This is a genomic window from Myceligenerans crystallogenes, from assembly GCF_039529775.1.
In the GTDB taxonomy this organism is placed as follows: domain Bacteria; phylum Actinomycetota; class Actinomycetes; order Actinomycetales; family Cellulomonadaceae; genus Myceligenerans; species Myceligenerans crystallogenes.
In genome coordinates this window covers 705115-727918 of sequence record NZ_BAAANL010000001.1, presented here as the reverse complement: position 1 = coordinate 727918, position 22804 = coordinate 705115, and the positions used below count along the sequence as shown (strand labels likewise).

The window sequence follows — 22804 nt, the reverse complement described above, 5'->3', positions numbered from 1 at the left end:
CGAGACCAGGGGGACAAAACCGTCATGAGCGAGGCCGAAACACTCCTCGTCCAGCTGAGATGCCTCAAAGCACTACACGAGACCCCAGGGTTCCGAGCCGCGGCCGGCCGCATGTTCATCTCGGACCGCAAGCTGCGCCGCGAACTGACGGCACTGGAGGAGGCAACGGGGGTGCATCTCGTCGATCGCACGGACGTCGCCACCGTGACCCCGGACGGCGAACGGATCCTCACGAGCGGGATCATCGAACGCCTGGAAGCTCATCAGGAGTCGATCCACGAGGCCGTCGCGGAGCTCAAGACGCTCCTGACCGCGCAGCCGGACCCGGCCGACGTCACCTGACGACACACCGAACCGCCACCTGTTCCCACATCTTGCGCCGAACCGTCGCCCGGTCGCACCGGGACAGAATGGAACCGAGACAAGCGACGATTCGGCGGGGGTGGCGAGAAAGGTGACGGTTCGGCGGGGGCCAGGTCAGCGGTCCACGCGGGCGCTGCCGCCGCCTGCCAGCTTGGCGACCTCGGCGAGGGTCGCGGTGGTGGTGTCGCCGGGGGTGGTCATGGCCAGGGCGCCGTGGGCGGCGCCGTAGTTGACCGCCTGCTCCAGGGAGCCCAGTTCCATCAGCCCGTAGGCCAGGCCCGAGGCGAAGGAGTCGCCGCCGCCCACGCGGTCGAAGATCTCCAGGTCCGGGCGGTGGGTCGCCTCGGCGAAGCCCTCGGCGCGGGACCAGGCGATAGCGCCCCAGTCGTTGATCGTCGCGGTCTTCACGCCGCGCAGCGTCGTCGCGATGACCTGGAAGTTCTCGTACTCGGCCGACGCGCGCTCGATCATGGCGCGGAACGCGCCGGTGTTCAGGTCCGTCAGGCTCTCGTCCACGCCCTCGACCTCGAAGCCGAGCGACGCGGTGAAGTCCTCCTCGTTGCCGATCATCACGTCCACGTGCTTCGCCAGGCGCCGGTTCACCTCGCGCGCCCGCTCCACCCCGCCGATGCCCTTCCACAGGGAGGGCCGGTAGTTGAGGTCGTAGGACACGATCGTGCCGTGCTCGCGGGCCGTCGCCATCGCGGCCTCCGCGACGTCGGCCGCGGATTCCGACAGGGCCGCGAAGATGCCGCCCGTGTGCAGCCAGCGCACGCCGGAGGAGAACAGCGCCTCCCAGTCGACGTCGTCGGGCTTCATCTGGGAGACCGCGGTGTTGCCGCGGTCGCTCACGCCCAGCGCGCCCCGCACGCCGAAGCCGCGCTCGGTGAAGTTCAGGCCGTTGCGCACCTCGCGGCCGATGCCGTCGTAGTCGCGCCACTGCACCCACGAGGTGTCGAGGCCGCCGGTCAGCATGAGGTCCTCGACGAGGCTGCCGACGTCGTTGCGGGCCAGCGCCGTCACGATCGCGCCGCGCAGCCCGAAGCAGCGGCGCAGGCCGCGGGCGACGTTGTACTCGCCGCCGCCCTCCCACACGGAGAACTGGCGCGCGTTGCGCACGCGGCGGTCGCCCGGGTCGAGGCGCAGCATCACCTCGCCGAGGGCGACGACGTCGTACCGGCACTCGGCGGCGGGGCGGACGGACAGGGACGGGTTGCTCATGGCTCAGGCTCCTTCGGGACGCGCGGCGATGGAAACGGCCTCAGCGGTCCGGCGGGTGATCTCGGCGAAGTCGCCCGCGACGACGAGCTTCTTCTCGACCATCCAGGAACCGCCCACGGCCAGCACGGACGGCAGGCCGAGGTACTCGGGGAGGTTGGCGGCGCTCACGCCGCCGGTGGGGACGAAGCGCACCTGGCCGAACGGCGCCGACAGCGCCTTGATCGCGGCCGGTCCGCCGACGACGCCCGCCGGGAACAGCTTCACGGTCGTCACGCCCAGGTCGAGCGCGGCCATGATGTCCGACGCCGAGGCGACGCCCGGCAGGATCGGGATGCCGGCGGCCTGGGCGGCCCGCACGACGCTCGCGCTGGTGCCCGGCGACACGAGGTACTTCGCGCCCGCGGCGACGGCCTCGTCGACCTGCTGCGGGGTCACGACGGTGCCCGCGCCGAGCAGCAGGTCCGGGTGCTCCGCGGCGATCGCCGCGATGGCGGCCCGGGCGCCGGCCGTGCGGAAGGTGACCTCGGCGACCGGCAGCCCGCCGTCGGACAGGGCCTTCGCGACGCCGAGACCCTGCGTCTCGTCGTCGACGACGACGACGGGCACGACGCGGGCGCGGCCGAGTTCTTCGAGGACATCCAGGTCGTGGCCGGCCTGGGCGGGGGACGATGACTTCGCTGACATCGAGTGTGCTCCGAACGACGTCGTTGGACGGGTACATGCGAAGCCTAGGGGATCCGGGCGAGGTTTCGGAATGCGCTTACCGACGGACGGGAGGTGTCGGGCGGCGGGCCCGCTCCGGTAGGTTCTTCCCAGGCCGGGACGAACCGGCGTCGTCCGAGGTGGCGGCGGCCGGTCCGGGGACGACGACGCCTGCCTCAACGCACACGTCGAGCATACTTTTGCAGCCACCCGGCCGGACGTACGTAGATGTGAGAGAGTTCAGGCGGCGGTAACCTGCCACGCTGTGCACTCGGAGAAACTCGGAAAGATCGGCCCGCGGAGGTGCTCACGGCAATGACCGTCCTTGTTGCGTACAACGCGTCGCCCCAGGGCGAATCCGCCCTCCGAGCGGCCACCGCCGAGGCGGAACGGCGCAGCCAGAACCTGTCGGTGCTCGTCCTCACCCCGCAGCAGGGCCCGGAGGTCCCCTCCGACCTGGCGCACCTGCTGGACAGCGTGCCGGCGGGCGTCACGGTGGCGCCGGTCGCCTACCGGGAGGAGTCCGAGGAGGTCGCCGAGTCCATCATCGACGCGGCGGAGCGCGTGAAGGCGTCGCTGGTGGTGATCGGGGCCCGCAAGCACTCGACGGTCGGGACGTTCCTCGTCGGTTCGACGACGCAGCAGGTGCTGCTGGACTCCCCCGCACCGGTGCTCGTGGTCAAGGCGGGCTACGCCTGAGCCGAGCCGGCTGAGCAGGGCGGACGCCGACAGGCGGGACACCCTTACGGGATGTCCGGCAGCCCGGCTACCCTCGGGGAATGGCTGTGGTCACGCTCGGGATTCCGTCGGTACGGGGTTCGTCGCGGCCGGGGGATCCGACGGCGCAGCTGCCGCCGCGCCCGGAGGACGACCGGCTGATCGACAGGTACGGGCGGGTGGCGCGGGATCTGCGCGTCTCGCTGACCACGGCGTGCAACCTCCGCTGCACCTACTGCATGCCGGCCGAGGGCCTGCCCGTGATCCCCCGCGACCAGCTCCTGACCCCGGCCGAGATCGCACGGTTGATCGGCCTCGGCGTCCGGACGGGCATCCGCGACGTCCGGTTCACGGGCGGCGAGCCGCTGATGCGCCGCGACCTGGAGGACATCCTGCGGGCGGCGAGGGGAGCGGCCGACGCGGCGTCGTCGGACACCGTGAGCTTCGCGATCACGACGAACGCGCTCGGGCTGGAGAAGCGCGCGGCCGGGCTCGTCGCGGCCGGGCTGGACCGGATCAACGTGAGCCTCGACACGGTCGACCGGGCGGCGTTCGCCGCGATGACGCGGCGCGACCGGCTCGACGACGTGCTGACCGGGATCCGCGGGGCGATCGCCGCGGGGCTGGCACCGGTGAAGATCAACGCGGTGCTGCTGCCGGAGGTGCTGGACGGCGCGGCGGATCTGCTCGCCTGGGCGCTGGAGCACGGCTGCCGGCTGCGGTTCATCGAGCAGATGCCGCTGGACGCGGACGGGAACTGGGCGCGGTCCGACGTCGTCTCGGCCGCAGACCTGCTCGGCAGGCTGTCCGAACGGTTCACGCTCACGGAGGCGGGACGCGAGGATCCCGCGGCGCCGGCCGAGGAATGGCTGGTCGACGGCGGCCCGGGGACGGTGGGGATCATCGCCTCGGTGACTCGGTCCTTCTGCGGGGACTGCGACCGCACCCGCCTCACCGCCGAGGGAACGGTGCGCTCCTGCCTGTTCGGCGACGAGGAGACGGACCTGCGGGCGTTGCTGCGCTCGGGCGCGACGGACGAACAGCTCGCCGACGCCTGGCGCGGCGCGATGTGGGCCAAGCCCCGAGCCCACGGCTCGGACGCCCCGGACCTGGCCCGAGACGCCTTCGCGGACACCACCCGCTCGATGGGCGCGATCGGCGGCTGACCAGTTCCGTGACCGCCGGCCGCGGGCTGACGGGCAGCCGCCGGCTGACCGGCAGTGGCGGTTGACCGGCAGCCACGGTTGACCGGCAGCGGCGACCATGTCATCTGAGTCGATGGGACCGTGACCATCGACTCGAATGACATGGTCACCCTCCGGAGCCGGCCGGCCGGGGGGTCGATGCTTCAGGGGGTCGGTCAGGCGAAGGGGTTGCGGCGTTCTCGCATCCGGGTCTCGGCGTCCAGGACGAGGGATTCCGCCGAGGACGGGGTCGTCGCCCACGACACCACGCCGCGGACCCGGGGCCAGGCGCCGTGCGGGAGGGTGCGCGGCGGCTCCGCGAGGGCGTCGGCGAACCGCTGCCGCAGGGACTCCGCGGACATCGCCGCGCCGACGTCGTCGACCGCCGGGAGGCTGATGACGACGGCGAACGTGCCCCCGTCGACCCGGCCGATCTCGCTGCCCGCGGGCAGGGCCCCGACCAGGCGGGACGCCACCTCGATCAGCACCTGGTCGCCCGCCGCGAGACCGTACGCGGCGTTGACGCGGTGCAGGCCCTCGACGTCGAACAGGAGCAGGAACTGAGCGGTCCCCGGGCGCGCCGTGTCGCACCGGCGGGTCAGGTCGTACCAGATGGCGGCGCGGGTCTTGAGGCGGGTCAGCGGGTCGTGCGTCGAGCGCTCGGACAGTGCCCCCACGAGCGCCCGCATGATCGCGGCGGCGCTCGTCACGCCCCAGCGGGTGTCCTGGACCAGGACGTCGTCGTACCGCTGCTTGGCGTCGCGCACCATGACCTGCGCCGCGACGTCGGCGACGTGGGAGGCGGGGTGCGCGACGAGCGGGGACCAGTCGGTCACCATGGAGACGGGTTTCGGGTCGTGCATCGCCCGGCCGTAGCCGAGACGGCCGGTGTAGACCCAGGTGAAATGCTGTCGCATCAGGATGCCCACGCGCGTCGTCGGGCGGGAACGGCGCACCACGACGCAGGAGACCTCGGGGTCGCGGAAGTAGAGGTTGACGTCCCGGATGGGCAGGTCGGCGTCGACGACCTGAACGGGCTGCGCGAGGTCGGCGACGATTCCGGCCAGGCTCGTGCGCGCGGCGCCGCTCTCGGGGTGGGTTGCATGAAGGGCTACGTGGACGAGTTCGTCATGCACAGCTCTTATGATCGACCTGATCAGGGGATATCGGAATGGGGAACGGGAGAAGTTGGTCGACCGTTCGACAAGAATTACCCGACGGGCGAATCCCGCGGCGAATCCAGGCCCGGTCGGCGCCGCGGCGGTGCGGGGCTACAGCCCGACCCACTCCGACTCGCCGTCGGTGAACTGCTGCTTCTTCCAGATGGGGACCTCGGCCTTGATGCGCTCGACCAGCAGGGAGCACGCCTCGAAGGCCTCCTTGCGGTGGCCCGCCGACGCGGAGGCGACCAGGGCGACGTCGCCGATCTCCAGGTGGCCGTACCGGTGCACGGCGGCGACACGAAGCCCGGTCTCCTCGGCCACCGCCTGGCACACTTTTCGCAGGGTGGCGGCGGCATCGGGGTGCGCCTCGTAGTCCAGGCTGGTCACGGCGCGCCCGCCGTCGTCGTCCCGGACGACGCCGCGGAACGTGACGACGGCGCCGCACTCGGGGGCTGCCACGGCCGCCTCGACGTCACGGGTCACGGACTCCCCGAGGACGGCCTCGGTCACGGTGCTGACTTCGCTCACCGCCTCACTGTAATCGGCCGTCCCGCCGCAACCGGTCGCCGGCGGCGCCGGCCCGATCAGGACGGCTGCCCGGTCAGCGCTTCCGGGCGTTCTCGTAGGCGGCGATCATCCGGCGCGCATGGGTCTCCGGGGCGAACTCCTCGCGCGCGTGCCGCGTGGCGCGGGAGGCCGCGAGCACCCGCCCGGGATCGCGGACGACGTCGGCCAGCGCGGTGGCCATCTCCGCCTCGTCGCGCGGGATGCGGATGCCGGGGCCCTGGAGCCCCTCGCTCAGCGCGGGGTCGCAGTACAGGACGCCGCGACCGGCGGTGACGGCCTCCACGATCGTCATCGGCTGGTTGTCGAAGCCGTACGAGGTCAGCGCCGCGAGGTGTGACCCGGCGAGGATCCGCGGGATCCGGCCGTGGTCCTGCCGCCCGAGGAACTCGATCCCGGGAGGCCCGGCCGGGCCGTCGTCCGCGCCCGGCCCGTCGCCCGACGCCGACGCGAGGCGCCGCGCGTCGTCGAGCTGACTGCCGTCGCCGACGACGACGACGTGCAACCTGCCCGGTCCGAGCTCCCGCTGCGCGGCCACGACGGCCCGCACGAACGGCAGGATCCGCTTCTCCGGCTCGCACCGGCCGATCCAGACCACCCGCAGGGGTCGGCCGGGCCGGCCGAGTTCCGGCCTGCTCGCCGGCGTTGCGCCGTCCGGCCTGACGGCCGCCTCGTCGACGGCTGCGGCGTCGGCGGCTGCGGCGTCGGCGGCCTCGGCGGCGGCGGCGGCGGCGGCGGCGGCCTCGTCGGCGGCCTCGTCGGCGTCGGCGGCTGCGGCGTCGGCGGCCTCGTCGGCGGCTGCGGCGTCGGCGGCTGCCTCCGGATCGGCGGCGGCGGCGTACGGGGCGGCGGCCACGGCGGCGGCGACACCCCCATCGGCGATGCCGGCGTCCGCATCGGCACTGGCACTGGCGCCGGCGACGTCTGCGTCAGCATCGGCGCTGGCGCCGGGGGCGTCTACGTCGGCATCGGCATTGGCATCGACATCGGCATCGAGGATCTGGCCGGCCCGGCCCGTCGTGGTCACGGTGTTCGGGACGACGACGACGTCGGCGAGTCCCGCCTCGCGGAGCCGTTCGGCCTGGTGGGCCGAGGGCGAGACCACGACGTCCGCGCGCTGCGCGACGGCGAGGGTCATGTTCCGCAGCGCGCTGTCGGCGGGCCGGGCCGCGAGCGCGGCGCGGGTCGGGGCGATGCCGGTGATCCAGCGGTGGAAGCCGCGCACCGCCGCGGCGATCAGTCCCTGCGGCCGCGCCGTCGTCTGCCAGAAGAAGGTGTGCACGGTGTGGGCCACGGGCAGGCCCCGGCGTCGTGCGACGTCGATCGCCGCGGCGGCCATCCCGAACTCGGAGTGCAGCTGCACCACGTCGACGCGGTGCTCGGCGAAGACCTGCTCCAGGAGCCCGCGCACCCGCCCCGAGTTCCGTACCACCGGCAGGTCCACTCCGGGCAGCACCCAGCGCGCGGGAACCCGCAGGTGCGCGACGTCGCCGGCGAACGGCCCGTCCGCCCCGCCGGACAAGGCACCCTTCCCCCGCACCGGCGACACGACGACCACGCCGCACCCGGCGCCCCTCAGCGCCGCGACCTGTTCGACCAGCGCCGTCTGCGCCCCGCCGACATAGTCCAGCGCGTAGTCGCAGACGACGGCGACGGTCAGCGGATCGGAGCTCACCGGGCCAATCTACTGGCGCCGGAACCTCCCCGGACCCGGATTCCGGCACGAACCCCGTCGACCCCGGCGAGGAAAAGGTCCTCTGCGCGGATCCGCCTCAACCCAGCAGAGGGACCTCCCTGCGAATCTGCCTCACCCCACCGGAAGAAGGGCAACCATTTCGCAGATCAACCTCACCCCAGCGGATGAACGGCGACCACTTCGCAGACCTACCTCACCCCAGCCGAAGGACGGCGACCACTTCGCAGAGCTACCTCACCCCAGCCGAAGGACGGCGACCACTTCGCGGATCTGCCTCATCTCTGCCTCATCCCAGCGGAAGGAGGGTGACCTCGTCCCCGGGATCCAGTGCGCTCCGGTCGGCGGGCACCTCGACCAGCACGTCGGCCGCCCCCATGGACGCCACCAGATGCGACCCGGCCCCGCCGACGACGTCGACCTGGAGGAGCGGTCGGTCGGATGTCCTTGCGGTCGGCCCCTCGGGGAACCGACTTCCCGACTTCGGACCGACCGTCCCCCGCATTCCACCGGCCGGCCGTAGCCGGCCCCGGAGATACTGCCGCCTGCCGAGCGGCGAGGCGATGGATCCGCCGGATTCCCCGGCATGCCCGACGACGGCGCGCAGCTCTCCCACCGTCGGCAGCCCCGCGGCGCGGCGCAGCGGGTCGCGCAGGAAGACGACGAACGACACCTGCGCGCTCACCGGATTCCCGGGGAAGGTCACCACGGGCGTTCCGTCCAGCCTCCCGAACCCCTGGGGCCCGCCGGGCTGCATCGCCACGGACCGGAACACCGCGCCGGACAGCACGTCCTTGACCACCTCGTGCGCCCCCTGGCTCACGCCGCCGGAGGTGATCACCAGGTCCGACGACGCCGCCGCGGTGCGGAGCGCCCTCCGCGCGGCCTCCGGGTCGTCGGTGATCCGGTACGTACCCGCCACCTCGGCCCCCGCCGCCCGGACCGCGGCCGCGAGCGCCACGGCGTTCGCGTCCCAGATCTGTCCCGGACCGGCCGGTTCGCCGGGCGCGACCAGCTCGGTGCCCGTCGACACGACGGCCACCCGGAGCCGCCGTCGTACCGGAAGCTCCGCGACACCACACGCGGCCACCGCGGCCAGATGATGGGGAGCCAGCACGGTCCCGGCGGAGAGCACGAGGTCCCCGGCGCCGACGTCGGACCCCACCTCCCGCACGAACTCCCCGGCCGCCCGGGACCGGATGATCCGCACGGACCCGAACCCGACCCACGCGGACCCGGACCCGACCGGCACGGACCCGGACCCGATCCGGGCGGACCCGGACCCGACCGGAGCGGTCCCGGATCCCCCGGCTTTGCGTTCGCCTGCGTCGGGGTCGTGTGGTGCCTCCAGCCGCGAGGCGGGGTCTGCGGGCGGGTTCGTTTCGCGGCCGGAAGCACTGCCTCGCGCCGCAGCGTGGTCGTGGTTGAAGGTGCCGACGTCGGTGTCCTCGACGGGCACCACCGCGTCCGCCTCCGCCGGGACCGGCGCGCCGGTCATGATGCGGACGGCGGTGCCAGGCGCGAGGGGCGCGGCGGCGGAGCCGGCCGCGATCTCACCGGCGACGGGAAGAATCACCGGAGCACCGACGGTCGCGCCGGCGATGTCGGCGGCCCGTACCGCGAACCCGTCCATCTGCGAGTTCCGGAACCGGGGCAGGGGTTCCGGCGCGAGGACGTCGCCGGCGAGCACCCGGCCGAGGGCATCACCGACCGGAACGAGCTGCGCACCCACCGTCGTCGTCCCGGAACCTTCGGCACCCACCGTCGCCGTCCCGGAAACCTCCGCGCCGCCCGCCGTCGCCCCCGAACTCTCGGCACCCACCGTCGTCGTCCCGGAAACCTCCGCACCCACCGTCGTCGTCCCGGAAACCTCGCCGGAGATTCCGGCGAGGAGACGCGCGACGTCGTCCCGATGCTCCTCAACACTCACCCGAGAACCCACCCCACGACCCTACCCGCGGCTCACCTGACCGCGGGGGCGTCAGTAGCACGTTGGCCCCCGTTCTCGCCGCTTCGAATGGATTCGAGATGCTACTGAGCCAAGAACCACGACCGCTGCCCCGGGCAGGGGCCGGGGCAGCGGGCCGTGTCGGCCGTCAGGCGCAGAAGACCTCGCGGGTCAGGTGTGCCGTCGTGGCGATGAACTCCGGGGCCAGGGAGTTCGTGGCGTCGTCCGTGTAGTTGACCGAGCCCGTCAGGGTCGTGGCGCCGTCGGGGCTCGTGTACATCAGGGTCGCGTAGCCCGGCAGGCCGCCGTTGTGGCTCACGACGACGCCGCAGCCCGGGCCGAGGTCCTGGACGAACAGGCCCAGGCCGTACTCGCCGTAGACCGGGACCCCGCTACCCGCCAGCGGCGTGCGCATCTCCTCCAGCAGCGCCGACGGCAGCAGCTCGCCGGCGGCCAGCGCCGTCGCGAACGTGCCGAGGTCCGCGGTGGTCGAGATCAGGTCGCCCGCGCCGGCGAACCCCGAGGGGTTCATCCGGGTGACGTCCTCGACATGCCCGTCGGCGAACCGGTAGTAGGCGTGGGCGTGCGGGCCGGGGATCGCGGTGCGGTCCCCGGGGGCGAAGGTGTCCCGCAGGCCGAGCGGCCGCACGATGCGCTCGGCCACCTGCTGCCCGTACGACTCCCCGGTCAGCGCCTCGACGAGCAGCACCGCCAGGGTGTAGTTCGTGTTGGAGTACTCCCACGCCGTCCCCGGCTCGAAGCGGGCCGGGCGGTCCAGCGCGTACCGCACCAGTTCCTCCGGCTCGTGGCCGCGCAGCCGGTTCGCCATCAGTTCGTCGAGCGTCCCGGCGATGCCGGGGACGTAGGTCCCGTCCGCGTCGATCGCGCCGCTGTAGCTGAGCAGGCCGCTCGTGTGCTGCAGCAGCATGCGAACGGTGATCCGGGGGTCGAGCCCGTCGAGGGGGACGACGCCGGCGACGGGGTCGTCGAGCCCGATCCGGCCCTCGGCGACGAGCTGGAGGACGATCGTCGCCGTGATCGTCTTGGTCGCGCTGCCGATCCGGAACCGGCCGTCCGCCGGGACGCCGCCGTGGCCGCCCAGCGAACGCCGGCCGGCGGTGCCGGTCCAGGTGCCGTTCTCGTCGGTCACGCGGAGCTGGGCGCCGACCGCTCCGGCGTCGACGAGGCGCTGGAGCGCCCGCCGGAGCTCGGGCCGGTTCTCCGGGCCGGTCTCCCCGGAGCCGACGGCGGCCAACGGACCGGCGGTGGCCGCACCGGCGGCCGCCGCACCGGCACTCGCCACACCGGCGGCCGACGAGACGGCGTCGGCGGCAGCTCCCGGCGCGGCCGTCGCCGGCGCCGCGGCGCCCGCCAGGAGCGCGACCGTGAGGATCGCCGCTCCGGCTCCGGCGGCAAGGCGTGGCATCGTGACGCGGTCAGGCGAGACGGATGCGGCTTCCACAGATCGCCGGGTCATGGTCAGACCGCCTTCCGGTAGGTACGGAGCGCGAGGACGTAGCAGAGGACGCCGATGCCGACGATCCAGGCCAGGGCAATCCAGATGTCGTTGCCCACCGGCTCGTCCTCGAAGAGCGCGCGGAGGGTTTCCACCACCGAGGTGACCGGCTGGTTCTCGGCGAACCAGCGGACCGGACCGGGCATGGACTCCGTCGGGGCGAACGCCGAGCTGAGGAACGGCAGGAAGATCAGCGGGTAGGAGAACGCGCCCGCGCCCTCCATCGACGTGGCCGTCAGGCCCGGGATCACCGACATCCAGGTGAGGGTCAGCGTGAACAGCGTGAGCACCCCGATCGCGGCGAGCCAGCCGAGCAGGTCCGCCTCGGGCCGGAAGCCCATCGCGAACCCCACCCCGACGATCAGCACGGCGGTCACGGCGTTCGAGACCAGCGACGTCAGCACGTGCGACCACAGCACCGCCGACCGCGAGATCGGCATCGTCTGCAGCCTCGCGGTGATCCCGCCGCTGGTGTCGTTGTAGATCCGCAGCGCCGTGTACGCCACGCTCGACCCGACGGTGATCAGCAGGATCCCCGGCAGCAGGTAGTTGGTGTAGTTGGCTCCGCCGGTCGCGATCGCCCCGCCGAACACGTACCGGAACAGCAGGAAGATCGCGATCGGCGTGACGGCGACCGTGATGATCGTGTCGGGGCTGCGCAGGATCTGCTTCATGAGGCGCCCGGTGAGCGCCCAGGTGTCGTGGAACATCAGTTGGCCTCCGTGACGCCGGTCTTGCCGATGATGGCGAGGAAGATCTCCTCGAGGGTGGGCTGCTTCTCGACGTACTCGACCTTGGCGGGCGGGAACATCTTCTTCAGCTCGGCGAGGGTGCCGTTGGCGATGATGGTGCCCTCGTGCAGGATCGCGATGCGGTCCGCGAGCTGCTCGGCCTCCTCCAGGTACTGGGTGGTGAGCAGGATGGTGGTGCCGTCGGCCGCGAGGCCCTTGACCGTGCGCCAGACCTCGAGGCGCGCCTCGGGGTCCAGGCCGGTGGTCGGCTCGTCCAGGAAGATGATCCCCGGCGAGCCCACCAGGCTCATCGCGATGTCGAGCCGGCGCCGCATGCCGCCCGAGTAGGTGCCGGCGCGGCGGTCGGCGGCGTCGGACAGCCCGAACTGCGCGAGCAGCCCGCTCGTGACCGTGCGCGGCCCGGGCACGCGGCGCAGCCGCGCGATCAGCTCGAGGTTCTCCCGGCCGGTCAGGACCTGGTCGACGGCGGCGAACTGGCCGGTCAGCGAGATCGACCGCCGGACCTGCTCGGCCTCGCGGATCACGTCGTGGCCCGCGAGCCGCGCCGTGCCGCCGTCGGGCCGCAGCAGGGTGGTGCAGATGTTCACCGTGGTGGTCTTGCCGGCGCCGTTCGAGCCGAGCAGGGCGAAGATCTCGCCCGGCCGGACGTCGAACGTGACGCCCTTCAGCACCTCGGTCCTGCCGAACGACTTGGTCAGCCCGACGACGTCGATCGCCGGTTCGTGCACGGAAGTGGACATGACTCCTCCAGTCAGATGGGGGCGGTTTCAGGGCGCACCCGGGTAGGGACCGGGGTGCGCTGGTTCTCGGGCGCGCTCAGGCAGGGAGCCGGGTGCGCTGGTTCCGGGGGTCGTTCGGTCGGCGGGTTGTCGCACGACCGGCAGACCGGGCGACCGGTCGTGCGACGGCCGGCCGATCGGGCGCCGCCCGGCGGCCGGGCGGCGGGCCGCCTACGGCCGGCGGATGATGATGTCGCCGTAGCCCGTGGTGGCGTGGATCTCGGCGGAGGCCTCGTCACCGGCCGGACCCTCGGCGGGCGCGAGCTGGTTGCGCAGGGCGCCGTGCTCGGACGAGACGTCGAGGTAGGCCGCGGTCCCCTCCGGGACACCCACCTCGATCGAGCCGTACGACGTCGCCACCCGGGCGCTGCCACGCTCGACGCTGCCGACGCGGATCCCGCCGTGGGCGGACTTCACGGCGAGATCGCCGCGCACCACGTCCACGACGACGTCGCCGTTCGACCCGGTCACCTGCAGGCTCCCGGTGACGCGCCCGAGGGTGATCGTCCCGTTGCTCGCCTTGATCGCGCCGTCGGCCGCCTCGTCGACGCGGACGGATCCTGCGCTCGACCTGACGTTCAGGACGCCGGCCCGGCCGATCACGGCCGACCCGGCGGCGAGCTTCACGAACACGCGCTCGGCCGCCTCGACCCGCACGTCACCGGCGGACAGCGTGAGGTCGACGATGCCGAGCTCGCCCTCGGCGCGGAACGAACCGGTCTTGCCGCTCACACCGGAACCGGTGGGCAGCTCGACCGTGATGTCGGCCGTGCCGGCGGCGAACGGCAGCACCCACTGCTTCCAGGCACCGGGGTAGGTCACCGAGATCGCGTCGCCGTCCTGTTCGACGACGATCTCCTCGGTGGCCTTCATGCTCCCGGACTTCCCGGGGGTCGTGGGCAGCACGGTGACGACGGCCTCGTCCCGCTCGGAGGCGACGACGTACAGATTGGCGAACGGCACGTCCACGTGCAGGGGAACGGGACGGGAGGCGGGAAAGGACCGGGGGGCGGGAGAAGCGGGCATGACGAATCCTCCGAGGTGGTGTCGGCTTGGTGTCAGAGCGGGAGTTGTGGTGTCAGGGATCGCGGCGCCGTGGCGCCGGTGCGGCGGCGGGTGTCAGCGCACCCACCCGGTCTGCCGGTTCCGGCCCCGCGTCGAGCCCTGCGGCTGGGGCGCGGCCGGCACGCCCGGCCGTTCGAGCGCGGCCGCGACCGCCCGCACGAGCCAGGTGTTCACGGAGACGCCCTCCACCGCGGCGGCGACCTCGGCCTGCGCCTTGAGGTGGTCGGGCAGCCGCAGGGTGGTGCGGGTCGTGGCGCCGCCCTCGCCGTCGACGGCCGGAAGGGACGACGACGCCGGGGCCGCCGCGGGCGGCGCGGAAGGCGCGGCGGAAGCTGCGGCGGCCGGCTCGGTGACCGGCGCAGGGACGACGACGAACTCCGGCTCGCCGCCGCGCAGCCGCACGTCCACGGAGCCCGGCGCGAGCTCCGCGGAGATCTCGCCGGCCGCGGAGCTGAGCGCGTCGAGCAGGACCAGGCGCACCGCGGCGTCCATCGGTGCGGTGAGCCGCTGGGCGACCTGCCGCGCGTCCTCCCCCACGGCATCGGCCGCGAGGGCGATGCGGCGGTTGAGGTCGTCGACGTAACGCGTGATGTCCATGTCCAGAATCATGACACCACCGTGGTGTCATGTCAACCCCGTGACACCACCTGATGACATCACTGCCGACACCACCGTCGGCAGCAGCGTGTTCTCAGGCGTGGACGTGGGCGTGATGGCCCACCGCGGCCGAGACGTCACGCTCCGCCACGGCCAGGAGGTGATCCGCCAGGCGGCGCAGGGCCCGGGCCGCGGCGATCTCGTCGCCGATCTCCGGGACCTCGGCGTCGTCGGGGGCCTTGCGCGCGTGGCCGACGGCGCGGATCTCCGGCATGCCGCGCACGGTCGCCTCGGCCGTCGTGCTCCCGGCGGCCTCGTTGAGCGTGATCTCGACCTGCCACGTCACGGTCCGGCTCGCCGCCCCGCGGGCGTCGTCGGGCGCGAACACCGGCTCGGAATGGTCGATGAACGTGTCCGTCCCCGGGTAGACGAGCGTCTCGTCCCCGGTGTCCGACCAGCGCACGCGGTACGGCGGCGACCCGTCGCCGTGCGGGCACGCGACGACGACGCCGTCCCGCGTCGCACCGCCGACCACGCCGGACGCCGTCACGATCCGGTCTCCCACTGCTGCCTTCATGATGATCCCCTCCTCGCCGGGCGAGCAGCGCCGTCGCGGACGGCCGGGCTCAGCCGCTCGTTCCTCGCGTCCTCGCTGCCGTCTCCGGCGGCGCTGCTTCCATCATGCGCCCGACGGCGCGCTGATTCTCGGCGGAGGAAAGGATCAGACGCCCATCGGCACCGCGCCCATGACCTTCTCGTAGAGGGACTCGAAGACGCCGAGGGTGGCACCCATCGTGTGGGCCTGGATCAGCTCGCGGCTCGCGTCGCCGTAGCGCTCGCGCAGGGTCGCGTCGGTGAGCAGCGTGCGCAGGTGGCCCGCCAGCTCCTCGACGTCGCCGGGCTGGAACAGCTCGCCGTTCGCACCGGGCTTGACCAGGTGCGGCAGCGCCATCGCGTCGGCGGCGATCACCGGCAGGCGGGCCGCCATGGCCTCCATCGTCACGATGGACTGCAGCTCGGCCACGCCCGGCATGCAGAACAGGTCGGCCGTGGCGTACGCCTCCAGCAGCTCGTCGTCGGACAGGAAACCGCGGAACCGCACGCGCTCGCTCATGCCGAGCTCGGCGGTCAGCGCCTCCCAGGCACCGGCCCGCTCGCCGTCGCCGACGACGTCGAGGCGGCCCGGCACGTCCGGCGCGATCAGGGCGAACGCCCGGATCAGCTCGTCGACCCGCTTCTCCTGGTTGAGCCGGCCCACGAACAGGACGGTCGGCTCCTTGACTGCCTGCGGCCCGGCGGCGATGCCCCGACGGGCCCCGGCACGCGCGCGCTCGTACGCGTCGGCGTCGATGCCGTTCGACACCGGGAACGCGGCGGTCAGGCCCGCCCGCCTCGCGATGAGCTCGACGGCCCGCGGCGTCGGCGCGGTGACGGCGTCGGCCCGCGAGTACACGCGCCCGAGGTCGCGGTACATCCACTCCGCGAACGCGGAGTGCATGGACTCCGGGATCGGCAGGTAGCCGACGATGTTCTCGGGCATGAGGTGGTTCGTCGCCACGAGCGGCACGCCGGTACGCCGCGCGTTGTTCACGACGGCGCGGCCGAGCGACATGTGCCCGTTGGTGTGCACGACGTCGGGCCGCACGCGGGTGAAGATGTCCCGCACCTCGCGCGCGGCGTCCCAGGGCAGGCAGACGCGCATCGCGTCGAGACCCGGGGCGTGCCGGGAGGTCACGCGGTGCACGACGACGCCGTCGCGCTCCTCGACGCCTCCCCTCCCCTCGGGGGACGGTGCGACGACATGGACCTCATGGCCGCGGGCCGCGAGGCCCGCGGAGAGGCGGTCGGCGAAGCGCGCGGCGCCGTTGACGTCCGGGGCGAACGTCTCGGCACCGACGAGGATCCGAAGCATGTTCACGGTGGGTTCTCCTGGTACTGCCCCGCGCGGGGCGATGAATTACACGCTAGTGCCTGCACCTGTGTCACACGGACAAGGACGGCGATGGGTTGTGGTCGGGATCAGGACCCGGCGGCCTCGACCGGTTCGCGCTGTGCGCGGGCGGCCACGGCCTCCGGGTGGTGGTGGGCGAGGATGAACACGCCGGCCGCGGCGACCGCGGCCGTGAGGCCGAGCAGGCCCCAGTCGGCGAGGGGCGTGTTCGACCCCTCGCCCAGCAGTACGGCGCCGAGGATGACCGCCACGAGCGGGTCCCCGACGGTGAGGCAGGCGATGACGATCTCCGGCGCACCCGCGTGGTACGCGTGCTGGATCAGCCAGGCGCCGACGACGAACGCGACCAGCGCGGCGCCCGCGCAGCCCAGCACGAACGGCGAGAAGATGCCGTCCTCCTTGGCTGCCTGGGCCGCCACCCGGACCAGCGCGGACAGCAGGCCGTAGGCCGCGGCGACGGCGCCCGCGAGCGCCAGGCACCGCAGGATGCCGTTGCGGTGCCGCAGCATCCCGGCGACGCCGAGCAGGGCGACGAGCCCGGCGGTGGCCGCGCCCGCGATGACGGTCCGCGCGGCCGACGGCGTCGTGGTGGTCGCCGAGCCCTCGGACACGAGCACGAACAGCGCGATGCCCGCGACGGTCAGCACCGCCCCGACGATGACGCCCGCCGACGGCGCCCGGCGCGACCGCCAGGCCGACATCAGCACCGCCAGCGGGACCGCGAGGACGCCCACCGGCTGCACCACGCGCAGCGGCGCCAGCAGCAGGCCGATCCCGTTCACGACGGAACCGATCGCGGCGAGGCCCGCTCCCTGGAGCCAGCGCGGACGCCTGATGATGGCCAGCAGGTGGCGGAAGTTCAGGTGGCGTCCGCGTCCGCTCCCGGCCGCGGCGGTGTCGTGACCTGCGCTCTCGTCCGGGTGCTGCGTCGTCGTCACGGCATGGTGCTGGAGCACCGAGGCTGCGGCGAAGCACACGGCGCCGAAGAGCGTCAGGCCGACGGCGAGGTACGTCATGGGGCCATACTGTATGCCGTCGGACGCCCTATCCATGGGGGTCTCCCCCTATTCATCGGGGGTTCACCCCCAACTTGGATTCAGTGGTCCGGAAAGTCTCAAGATCCTCACCTCCCGCACCCCAACGTTTTGGTTAGGCTCGGCGTAGATGGCACTTCTCAACCGCCCGGAGTCCACTGTTCCGGCCCTTTCCCCGTATGCCGCGGCGATCGCCGCGACGCCCGTCGTGCGGTCGTCCGTCCGCGTGTGCGGCGGCACGACGCAGCTGTGGCGGTACGGGTCCGACGACGCCACGCGCGATGTGATCTTCCTGCACGGATTCCGGGGCGACCACCACGGGCTGGAGCCCGTCGTCGCCCGGCTCGTGGCCGCGCGGCCCGACCTGCGGATCACCGTTCCGGACCTGCCGGGATTCGGGGGGTCGAGCCCGCTGAAGGGCACCCGTCACGACCTGGAGGGCTACGCCGCCTGGACGAACGGCCTGCTCGCGGAACTGGCGCAGGAGGGCGAGGTCGTCCTGGCGGGCCACTCCTTCGGCTCGGTCGTCGCGGCGGCGGCCATGGCGAGCGACGACGACGCCGTCGGCCCCGTGGACCAGCTCGTGCTCGTCAACCCGATCCCCCGCCCGCCGCTGTCGGGGAGCGGCGTGGTCTCGGTCGGATCGACGGCCGTGCTGCACCGGCTGGCCGGGATCCTGCCCGACGCCGCGGGCTCCTGGATCCTGCGCCACCCCCTGCTGACCCGCGTCGCGAGCGTCGCGATGGTCCGCACGCCGGACCGCGACCTGCGCCGCTGGATCCACGAGGAGCACGGCCGGTACTTCGCGGGTTTCGCGACCCGCCGGTCGCTGCTCGAGGCGTTCGACGCGTCGATCCGGGAGAGCGTGCTGGACGCCGCCGCGCACATCCACGTGCCGACCCTGCTGATCGGCGGCGCCCGTGACGACCTCGCCCGGGTCCCGCACCAGCGCGCCCTGGCGGCCCGCTTCCCCGACGCGACCCTGAGGCTGATCCCCGGGGTCGGCCACCTGACCCACTACGAGACGCCGGGTCAGGTGGCCGCGGAGATCGCCGGATTCCTCACAGGCTCCCGATAGCCGAGGACGGATCCTCCACCGCGCCGGTCACGGCCCGGAGGAACGCGGCCGCCTCCACGCCGTCGCACACCCGGTGGTCGAAGACGAAGCTCACCTGCGCGATCCTGCGCGGCGTGACCTGGCCGTCCACCACCCACGGCCGGTCGATGACCCGCCCGACGCCGAGCATCGCCACCTGCGGGTGGTTGATGATCGGCGCGCTGCCGTCCACGCCCAGGCCGCCGTAGTTGTTGAGCGTGAACGTGCCGGCGGTCAGCTCCTCCGCCGTCGTCCGGCCCTCGCGGGCACGGGCGACGACGTCGCGGATCGCCGCGTCCAGGCGCGCCGTCGTCATCCGCTCCGCCCCGAGCACGGCCGGGGCGATCAGCCCGCGCTCGCCCTGCACGGCCAGCCCCAGGTTCACGGTGCCGAGCTGCACGATCTCCTGGCGTTCCGTGTCGACGCGCGCGTTGAGCACGGGGTGATCCGCGAGCGCCGCCACCACGAACCGCGCGAGGTAGGCGAGCAGGCCCGGCCCCTCGTGGTGCGTGGCGCGCAGCTCGCACAACGCGGTGAAGTCGACGTCGACCCAGATCGTGGCCTCGGGGATCTCGGCCCGGCTGCGCGACATCGCCGCCGCCGCGGCCCTCTGGAACCCGCTCATCGCGACCCGGGTCTCGGCGGGTGGCGCGGCGGCGGCCTCGGGAGGTACGGCGGCACGTGGCGGATGCGCGAGCTCCTCGGGTTTCCGGGGCCGACGACGCCGCCGCGGCCCGCTCGCCCCGCCGCCCTGCGTGCCGAACCCGACGAGCACGTTCCCGGACCCGGCCCGCTCCTCCTCCCGGTACGCCTCGTCCAGGGACGACGACGCGACCTGCGGCGCACCGGTCAGCTCCGCCCCGCCGGCCGCCGCGGGACCCGGCACCTCGTGCGCGGCATCGCCACCGGCCCCTACGGCGGACACCTCGTCGCCGCCGGCACGCACGGCGGGCCGGGCGTCGTCGGCCCATACGGGCGTCGAGCCGTCGGCGGGATCCGCCGCAGGCGCATCGCCGCCGGTGTGCATGGCGCGCCCGGCGGCGTCGGCCCCCGCAGTAGGCAGGGCGGCGTCGTCGGCCCGTGCCACCGGCGCGCCGTCGCGTTCGCCGACCTCCAGGAGGGGCAGGCCCACCTCCAAGGTGTCGCCCTCCGCGGCGCAGAGGCGGGTCACGACGCCCGCGTACGGCGTCGGCACCTCCACCAGGGACTTGGCGGTCTCGACCTCGGCGACCGCCTGGTCGACGGTGACGTCGTCGCCCTCGGCGACGAGCCACCTGACGACCTCGGCCTCCGTGAGGCCCTCCCCCAGGTCGGGGAGGGTGAAGGTGCGGGTCGTGCCTCGATCTCGCGGGGCGCCCGCGCCCGGCCGGTCGTCCTGACCGGGGGCTCCGCCGTTCCCGGTCATGACGCCTCCTGCCAGCGCAGGTCGTCGACCGCGTCCAGGATCCGGTCCACGTCGGGCAGGTGCAGGTGCTCGAGCTTGGGCGGCGGGTACGGGATGTCGAGGCCGGTCACGCGGGCGACCGGCGCGGCGAGCGCGTCCCAGCAGCGCTCCGTGACGCGCGCGGCGATCTCGGAGGCGACGCTCGCGAAGCCGGGCGCCTCGGCGATCACGACCGCGCGGCCGGTGGAGCGCACCGCCCGGCACACGGTGTCGTCGTCGAACGGCACGATCGAGCGGATGTCGACCACCTGCAGGTGCCTCCCCTCCGCGGACGCCGCCGCGGCGGCGTCGAGCGCCACGGGTACGGACGGGCCGTACGCGATGAGCGTCGCATCGGTCCCGGGCCAGCGCACGACGGCGCGGCCCACGGGCGGCACCGGCATGTCGAGGTCCACCTCGTGCGCGGCGAAGTACAGCTTCTTCGGCTCCAGGAAGATCACCGGGTCGTCCGAGGCGATCGCGGCCCGCAGCAGGCCGTAGGCATCCGCCGGGTCCGCCGGCGTGACCACGTGCAACCCGGGCGTGTGCGCGAAGTACGCCTCCGAGGAGTCGCTGTGGTGCTCCACTCCCCCGATCCCGCCCGCGTACGGCACGCGGATCACCATCGGGAGCGGCACCTGCCCGCGGGTCCGGTTGCGCATCTTGGCGACGTGGCTGGTGATCTGCTCGAACGCCGGGTAGGAGAACGCGTCGAACTGCATCTCCACGACCGGCCGCAGCCCGTTCATCGCCATCCCGATCGCGAGCCCGACGATCCCGGCCTCCGCGAGCGGCGTGTCGAAGCAGCGCTCCTCCCCGAACTGCGCGGCGAGCCCGTCGGTCACCCGGAACACCCCGCCGAGCCGCCCGACATCCTCCCCGAACACATGCACGGTCTCATCGGCACCCATGCCATCCCGCAAAGCCCGGTTCAGCGCTTGCGCCATGCTCATCTTCTCGCTCACCGCGCACCCCCGCGCTGCCCTGCGGCGGGCCTGGTGGCGACCATGTCATCTCGGTCGATGGCAGCGTGACCACCGACCGGGATGACATGGTCGTCGGCCGGAGTGGTGGTGGGTGGGCGGTCTCGGGTCGCCTCGTCGCGGAGCATCGTCAGTTGCTCGCGGAGCTGGGGGGTCGGGGTGGCGTAGACGTGCTCGAAGAGTTCCGACACGTCGTGGGGGCGGTCCTTGCCGAGGCCCTCGCGCATGTGGGCCGCGAGGGCCTCGGCGTCGTCGTCGAACTGCCGCAGGACGACGTCGTCGACGACGCCGCGGCCGGTGAGATAGGTGCGCAGGCGGGCGATCGGGTCGCGGCCCGTCCAGGCGGCGACCTCGGCGTCGTCGCGGTAGCGGGCGGCGTCGTCGGCGTTGGTGTGCGCCTGGATGCGGTACGTGTGCGCCTCGACGAGGCGCGGGCCCTGACCGGCGCGCGCGGCGGAGACGGCGGAGCCGACGACGGCGAGCAGGGCGGCGACGTCGTTGCCGTCGACCCGCTCGCCCGGGATGCCGTAGCCGGCGCCCTTGTGGGCGAACGACGGCGCGGCGGTCTGACGCGCGAGCGGCACCGAGATGGCGAAGCCGTTGTTCTGCACGAGGAACACGACGGGCGCGTGCAGCACGGCCGCGAAGTTCAGGGCCTCGTGGAAGTCGCCCTCGCTGGTGCCGCCGTCGCCGCAGAGCGCGAGGACCACGGTGTCCTCGCCGCGCAGCCGGGCGGCGTGCGCGACGCCGACGGCGTGCGGCAGCTGGGTCGCGAGCGGGGTGGTCAGCGGTGCGATGCGGTGCCGCTTCACGTCCCAGCCGTGGTGCCACTCGCCCGACAGCAGGGTGAGCGTCTCGACCGGGTCGACGCCGCGGGCGACCACCGCGGCGGTGTCGCGGTAGGTGGGGAACAGCCAGTCACCGTCGGCGAGCACGTGGGCGGCGGCGATCTGGCAGGCCTCCTGGCCGTGGGAGGAGGGGTAGACGGCGAGGCGGCCCTGGCGGACCAGGGCGTAGGCCTGGTCGTTGAACCGGCGGGCGACCGTCATCGCGCGGAGGGCTTCGGTCAGCGCGGCGTCGGTTGGCATCGTCCATGACGTCGCGGGTCCGGAGGCGTCGGCGGACGTCATGGGGGCTGTGGCGACACCGGACGATGTGGCGTCGCCAGACCGGTGGGCAGGGTCGGAGGTCACGGCGGAGGGCCCGGGGGTGACCGGCGCTCCGTCGCTGTCGATCAGGGTGACCGGCGTCGTCGCCGGCAGCAGCCCCGTGGTGTCAGGCTTCATCCTCCGATTCTGTGTCCGGTGGCCATCTGGTTGCCATGACCTGGCAAAGGTCGAGAAGATGTGTCGTGGTGGGTGCGATGCCGGGGCCGATCGTCCAGCGGGTCGCCGTGCCGGGAACCGGAGGCAAGACAAGTGGCACTCGATGACACGGACGAGCGCATCCTCGACGCATTACGTCACGACGGACGCCTGTCGATGCGCGCTCTGGCGGAGCAGCTGCACATCTCGCGGGCCAACGCCTACGCGCGCACGCGGCGGCTGCGGAGCGAGGGCGTGATCAGAGGGTTCCACGCCGACATCGACCCGGTCGCGTCGGGAATGGCGACGTCGGCGTACGTGACGCTGAACCTGGTGCAGACCAAGTGGCGCGGGATCCGGGCCAGGCTCCAGGAGATGCCGGGCGTGGCGCACTTCGCGCTGGTGGGCGGGGAGTTCGACGTCGTCATGCTGGTACGGGCGCGGGACAACGCGGACCTGCGGCGCATCGTGCTGGACGAGATCCAGGGGATGGACGGGGTGCTGAGCACACGCACGCTCCTGGTGTTCGAGGAGACGGAGCCGCAGTACGGGGATCCGGGAACCCTGCACGGCTGAGGCACCCCCCGCCGAGCCCCCGGGTCGGCGCGAGCCGTCGGCCGGCTGTCGGGGGAGGTCGGTCCAATGGCGAGAAGTCGGCTCCTTGAGGGGCCGACCGCACTGACAAGGGACCGACCGCTCGACAATGGGCCGTCCGCAGAAACTCTTAACCGGTTGGGTTGGTGCCCGGG

Annotated in this window: 22 protein-coding genes; 5 read left to right on the top strand and 17 right to left on the bottom strand. The window is 73.3% G+C overall.

Going from position 1 to position 22804, the window contains the following annotated elements:
* The first annotated feature begins 24 nt into the window (after positions 1-24).
* Positions 25-342 (top strand): helix-turn-helix domain-containing protein, encoded by a 318-nt coding sequence (locus ABD208_RS02995; RefSeq protein WP_344099347.1) that lies wholly within the window; start codon positions 25-27, stop codon positions 340-342.
* 135 nt (positions 343-477) lie between these two features.
* On the opposite strand, the gene ABD208_RS02990 is transcribed toward ABD208_RS02995, so the two are convergent.
* A complete protein-coding gene (locus ABD208_RS02990; RefSeq protein ID WP_344099345.1) occupies positions 478-1584 on the bottom strand; it encodes a sugar kinase in 1107 nt (368 codons plus the stop codon).
* A 3-nt stretch (positions 1585-1587) separates the two neighbouring features.
* Positions 1588-2268: a bifunctional 4-hydroxy-2-oxoglutarate aldolase/2-dehydro-3-deoxy-phosphogluconate aldolase gene (eda, locus tag ABD208_RS02985; RefSeq protein ID WP_344099343.1), complete on the bottom strand. Its 681-nt coding sequence runs from the start codon at positions 2266-2268 to the stop codon at positions 1588-1590.
* Positions 2269-2601: 333 nt separating this feature from the next.
* Between eda and ABD208_RS02980 the strand changes: the two genes are divergently transcribed.
* Both ABD208_RS02980 and moaA read left to right on the top strand, forming a co-directional pair.
* A complete protein-coding gene (locus ABD208_RS02980; RefSeq protein ID WP_344099341.1) occupies positions 2602-2985 on the top strand; it encodes a universal stress protein in 384 nt (127 codons plus the stop codon).
* Positions 2986-3065: 80 nt separating this feature from the next.
* Positions 3066-4169: a GTP 3',8-cyclase MoaA gene (gene moaA, locus ABD208_RS02975; RefSeq protein ID WP_344099339.1), complete on the top strand. Its 1104-nt coding sequence runs from the start codon at positions 3066-3068 to the stop codon at positions 4167-4169.
* Positions 4170-4363: 194 nt separating this feature from the next.
* On the opposite strand, the gene ABD208_RS02970 is transcribed toward moaA, so the two are convergent.
* The 12 genes from ABD208_RS02970 to ABD208_RS02915 all read right to left on the bottom strand — a co-directional run bounded on the left by ABD208_RS02970 (position 4364) and on the right by ABD208_RS02915 (position 17231).
* Complete coding sequence (locus ABD208_RS02970; RefSeq protein WP_344099337.1) at positions 4364-5323, bottom strand: GGDEF domain-containing protein; 960 nt, start codon at positions 5321-5323, stop codon at positions 4364-4366.
* A gap of 135 nt (positions 5324-5458) precedes the next feature.
* The gene (locus tag ABD208_RS02965) at positions 5459-5878 is read right to left on the bottom strand and encodes a molybdenum cofactor biosynthesis protein MoaE (protein ID WP_344099335.1); all 420 of its coding nucleotides are present in this window, start codon (positions 5876-5878) and stop codon (positions 5459-5461) included.
* Between the two features lie 73 nt (positions 5879-5951).
* Positions 5952-7589 carry a glycosyltransferase gene (locus tag ABD208_RS02960; protein ID WP_344099333.1) on the bottom strand — a complete coding sequence of 546 codons (1638 nt, stop codon included), beginning with the start codon at positions 7587-7589 and terminating at the stop codon, positions 5952-5954.
* 307 nt (positions 7590-7896) lie between these two features.
* On the bottom strand, positions 7897-9537 hold the full coding sequence (locus tag ABD208_RS02955; protein ID WP_344099330.1) for a molybdopterin molybdotransferase MoeA: 1641 nt from the start codon (positions 9535-9537) through the stop codon (positions 7897-7899).
* A gap of 166 nt (positions 9538-9703) precedes the next feature.
* Positions 9704-10981 carry a serine hydrolase domain-containing protein gene (locus ABD208_RS02950; RefSeq protein WP_344099328.1) on the bottom strand — a complete coding sequence of 426 codons (1278 nt, stop codon included), beginning with the start codon at positions 10979-10981 and terminating at the stop codon, positions 9704-9706.
* A 53-nt stretch (positions 10982-11034) separates the two neighbouring features.
* Complete coding sequence (locus ABD208_RS02945) at positions 11035-11781, bottom strand: ABC transporter permease (RefSeq protein ID WP_344099326.1); 747 nt, start codon at positions 11779-11781, stop codon at positions 11035-11037.
* Positions 11781-12563: an ABC transporter ATP-binding protein gene (locus tag ABD208_RS02940; RefSeq protein ID WP_344099324.1), complete on the bottom strand. Its 783-nt coding sequence runs from the start codon at positions 12561-12563 to the stop codon at positions 11781-11783. Before ABD208_RS02940 ends, ABD208_RS02945 begins: the two co-directional genes overlap by 1 nt.
* 210 nt (positions 12564-12773) lie before the next feature.
* Positions 12774-13628: a DUF4097 family beta strand repeat-containing protein gene (locus tag ABD208_RS02935; RefSeq protein WP_344099322.1), complete on the bottom strand. Its 855-nt coding sequence runs from the start codon at positions 13626-13628 to the stop codon at positions 12774-12776.
* Between the two features lie 93 nt (positions 13629-13721).
* On the bottom strand, positions 13722-14276 hold the full coding sequence (locus ABD208_RS02930) for a toxin-antitoxin system HicB family antitoxin (RefSeq protein WP_344099320.1): 555 nt from the start codon (positions 14274-14276) through the stop codon (positions 13722-13724).
* A gap of 82 nt (positions 14277-14358) precedes the next feature.
* Positions 14359-14841 carry a dsRBD fold-containing protein gene (locus ABD208_RS02925; protein WP_344099317.1) on the bottom strand — a complete coding sequence of 161 codons (483 nt, stop codon included), beginning with the start codon at positions 14839-14841 and terminating at the stop codon, positions 14359-14361.
* A 144-nt stretch (positions 14842-14985) separates the two neighbouring features.
* A complete protein-coding gene (locus ABD208_RS02920; protein WP_344100011.1) occupies positions 14986-16176 on the bottom strand; it encodes a glycosyltransferase in 1191 nt (396 codons plus the stop codon).
* A 107-nt stretch (positions 16177-16283) separates the two neighbouring features.
* Complete coding sequence (locus tag ABD208_RS02915) at positions 16284-17231, bottom strand: DMT family protein (protein ID WP_344099315.1); 948 nt, start codon at positions 17229-17231, stop codon at positions 16284-16286.
* A gap of 148 nt (positions 17232-17379) precedes the next feature.
* Here ABD208_RS02915 and ABD208_RS02910 point away from each other — a divergent pair, with 148 nt between their 5' ends.
* A complete protein-coding gene (locus tag ABD208_RS02910; RefSeq protein WP_344099314.1) occupies positions 17380-18327 on the top strand; it encodes an alpha/beta fold hydrolase in 948 nt (315 codons plus the stop codon).
* On the opposite strand, the gene ABD208_RS02905 is transcribed toward ABD208_RS02910, so the two are convergent.
* Genes ABD208_RS02905 through ABD208_RS02895 form a run of 3 tightly spaced genes read right to left on the bottom strand, consistent with a single transcriptional unit; the run spans position 18311 to position 22037 of the window.
* Positions 18311-19750: a dihydrolipoamide acetyltransferase family protein gene (locus tag ABD208_RS02905; RefSeq protein ID WP_344099312.1), complete on the bottom strand. Its 1440-nt coding sequence runs from the start codon at positions 19748-19750 to the stop codon at positions 18311-18313. The two genes, ABD208_RS02910 and ABD208_RS02905, sit on opposite strands and share 17 nt — an antisense overlap.
* Positions 19747-20721, bottom strand: coding sequence for an alpha-ketoacid dehydrogenase subunit beta (locus ABD208_RS02900; RefSeq protein WP_344099310.1), 975 nt, complete (start codon positions 20719-20721; stop codon positions 19747-19749). Before ABD208_RS02900 ends, ABD208_RS02905 begins: the two co-directional genes overlap by 4 nt.
* An 8-nt stretch (positions 20722-20729) precedes the next feature.
* Positions 20730-22037 (bottom strand): thiamine pyrophosphate-dependent dehydrogenase E1 component subunit alpha, encoded by a 1308-nt coding sequence (locus tag ABD208_RS02895; RefSeq protein WP_425561055.1) that lies wholly within the window; start codon positions 22035-22037, stop codon positions 20730-20732.
* Positions 22038-22169: 132 nt separating this feature from the next.
* Between ABD208_RS02895 and ABD208_RS02890 the strand changes: the two genes are divergently transcribed.
* Positions 22170-22631 carry an Lrp/AsnC family transcriptional regulator gene (locus tag ABD208_RS02890; protein ID WP_344099308.1) on the top strand — a complete coding sequence of 154 codons (462 nt, stop codon included), beginning with the start codon at positions 22170-22172 and terminating at the stop codon, positions 22629-22631.
* The last annotated feature ends 173 nt before the right edge of the window (positions 22632-22804 follow it).